The following is a 2,222-nucleotide window of genomic DNA, read 5'->3' as shown; positions in this document are numbered from 1 at the left end:
GCCTCGACCTCCGAGACGGCGGCTGCGGCGAGATCGATGTCGCGGACGAGGCTGAAACCGTAGTTGAAGGACGAACCTGCCAGGCCGTCCCCGTGCGTGACCTCGATGACCTCGATTCCCGCTGCGTCCAGCGCGCGAGCGATACGGCGGGTCTGGTCCTCGGTGAATCGGTGGCGAACGGCGTGCGAGCCGTCGCGAAGAGTGGTGTCCGTAAGCCGGACCGGGGCGAGGGTCATGCTGCGCTCCTCGAGGTCGCGACCAGTTCGCCGACGCGAACAGCGGCGGCGGTCATGATGTCGAGGTTTCCTGCCCACGGGGGAAGGTAGTCTCCGTTTCCGGTGACTTCGAGGAATACCGCGACCCGGCCCATCCCATCCCAGAGGTCGTGGGGATCGTCGAACTGCGGGTCGCTCCGGAGTTGGTAGCCGGGTACGTACTTTTGGACTTCGGCGACGCGTGTGTGGATCGCCTCGGCGACGGCATCACGGTCGGCATCGGGGTGCAGGGAGCAGAACACCGTGTCGCGCATGATCATGTCTGGCTTGACAGGATTGAGGATGATGATCGCCTTGCCTTTTCGGGCACCACCGACCTTTTCGATGGCGTGCGCTGTCGTCTCGGTGAACTCGTCGATGTTCGCCCGCGTACCGGGTCCCGCCGATCGTGAGGAGATCGTGGCGACGATCTCGGCGTAGGGCACCTCGGTGACACCGGCGACCGCGTTGACGATCGGAATGGTCGCCTGGCCACCGCAGGTGATCATGTTGAGGTTGTCGGCTGCCGCATGCTCGTGCAGGTTGACGGCGGGGCAGACGAAGGGTCCGATGGCCGCGGGGGTGAGGTCGATGGCTGTGATGCCTGCCGCGGCATAGCGCGGCGCGTTCGCTTGGTGCGCCTTGGCCGATGTCGCCTCGAACACGAAGTCGGGGCGGTTCGGTTGGTCGAGGAGCCAGTCGACGCCCTCGGCACTGGCTTCGATGCCCATCGAGCGAGCCCGCGCCAACCCGTCGGAAGCGGGGTCGACGCCGACCATCGAATGCACGTCGAGGTGCTCGCTTCGCAGTAACTTCACGAGCAGGTCGGTGCCGATGTTGCCCGGGCCGACTATTGCGGCGGTCGGACGCCGGTCTCCCTGGTCAGCGCGTGTGGTGCTGGTCGAGGTGGTCATGATCCTGCTTTCGTCTGTTCGGCAGATCGAGGCTGCTCGGTAAACGAGGCGGTCACGGACCCGAGGTGCGCGAACGTGGCGGTGAAGCGGTCGCCCGGTGCCACAGGTACGGCGGCGGTGAGTGCGCCTGCCAGCACGACGGAGCCCGCGGGAAGGGTGCGACCGTGCGCACCCAGCGTGTTCGCGAGGAAGAGCAACGACTGCAGTGGATGTCCGAGCACTGCAGCACCGGCGCCGCTGGCGACGACCTCTCCGTTGCGGCTGAGGACACAACCGACGAGACTCAGGTCGGCCGCATCGATCCTCAGCGGGGTGGTGCCGAGCACGAGCGCGCCACAGGACGCGTTGTCGGCGATGGTGTCCGGGAGCGTGAGCTTCCAATCCTTGATCCGCGAATCGATGATCTCGACAGAGGCGATCGCATAATCCACCGCGTCCACGATGTCGACGATCGTCAGTCCCGGCCCCTTCAGATCCTTACGGAGCGCAAAGGAGATTTCGGGCTCGATGCGCGGGCTGATGAAACGTCCGATATCGATCGGCCGGGAGCCGTCCAGTATCATGTCCGAGAACAGGTGCCCGAAGTCCGGCTTGTCGACGCCGAACTGCGTCTGGATGGCTTTCGAGGTCAGGCCCACTTTGAAGCCGGCGATTGTGCGCCCCTCCGACTCCCATTGGCTGATCTGGTTCAACTGGACCCGGTAGGCGTCGTCGATACTCATGCCCGGGGCCTCGGCCGTGAGCGGAGTGATGGCTGAACGGGTTCGATGTGCGTCGAGGAGGCGCGCTCCGAACCTGTCGAGGGTGGTCTTGTCCACGCGAACTCCATTGTGGTTGGGGCGGTTCACTGTGCTTGCAATGGTGCGAGCTGCAGTCGCATACTTCAATTGTGTGTGCCATTGAGCGGAACAGTGCGGTGTCGATGGTCGACCGAGTCGCCGCGATTATGGACTCCTTCACGCCCGGCGACGAGTCCTTGGGGATCTCCGAGATCGCCCGGCGGACAGGTCTCGCCAAGTCGACCGTCTCGCGCATTGTCCAAGGACTCGTCAAC

3 protein-coding genes and 1 pseudogene are annotated in these 2,222 nt (G+C 64.9%); 1 reads left to right on the top strand and 3 read right to left on the bottom strand.

Annotated features, from left to right (window positions below; all coding sequences use genetic code 11):
* The 3 genes and pseudogenes from CA951_RS41985 to CA951_RS41975 form a co-directional block, all read right to left on the bottom strand.
* Positions 1-236, bottom strand: a pseudogene (locus tag CA951_RS41985) (4-hydroxy-2-oxovalerate aldolase); the annotation flags it as partial.
* A complete protein-coding gene (locus CA951_RS41980; RefSeq protein WP_087562459.1) occupies positions 233-1,168 on the bottom strand; it encodes an acetaldehyde dehydrogenase (acetylating) in 936 nt (311 codons plus the stop codon). The pseudogene CA951_RS41985 and the gene CA951_RS41980, both read right to left, overlap by 4 nt.
* Positions 1,165-1,986 carry a 2-keto-4-pentenoate hydratase gene (locus tag CA951_RS41975; RefSeq protein ID WP_087562458.1) on the bottom strand — a complete coding sequence of 274 codons (822 nt, stop codon included), beginning with the start codon at positions 1,984-1,986 and terminating at the stop codon, positions 1,165-1,167. The genes CA951_RS41980 and CA951_RS41975 overlap by 4 nt, the downstream gene beginning before the upstream one ends.
* 104 nt (positions 1,987-2,090) lie before the next feature.
* Here CA951_RS41975 and CA951_RS45315 point away from each other — a divergent pair.
* Positions 2,091-2,222, top strand: a 132-nt coding sequence (locus tag CA951_RS45315; protein ID WP_143543215.1) for a helix-turn-helix domain-containing protein, incomplete at its 3' end; no start/stop codon positions are given.

This window comes from Rhodococcus sp. NCIMB 12038 (assembly GCF_002165735.1).
Classification (GTDB): domain Bacteria; phylum Actinomycetota; class Actinomycetes; order Mycobacteriales; family Mycobacteriaceae; genus Rhodococcus_F.
Note: the sequence above shows the minus strand (reverse complement) of the source record. Positions and strands in the feature narration are given on the sequence as shown.

Bases quoted from the DNA above. Each gene is read 5' to 3' on its own strand.
- CA951_RS41980 (WP_087562459.1), bottom strand. From the start codon at position 1,168: ATGACCACCTCGACCAGCACCACACGCGCTGACCAGGGAGACCGGCGT.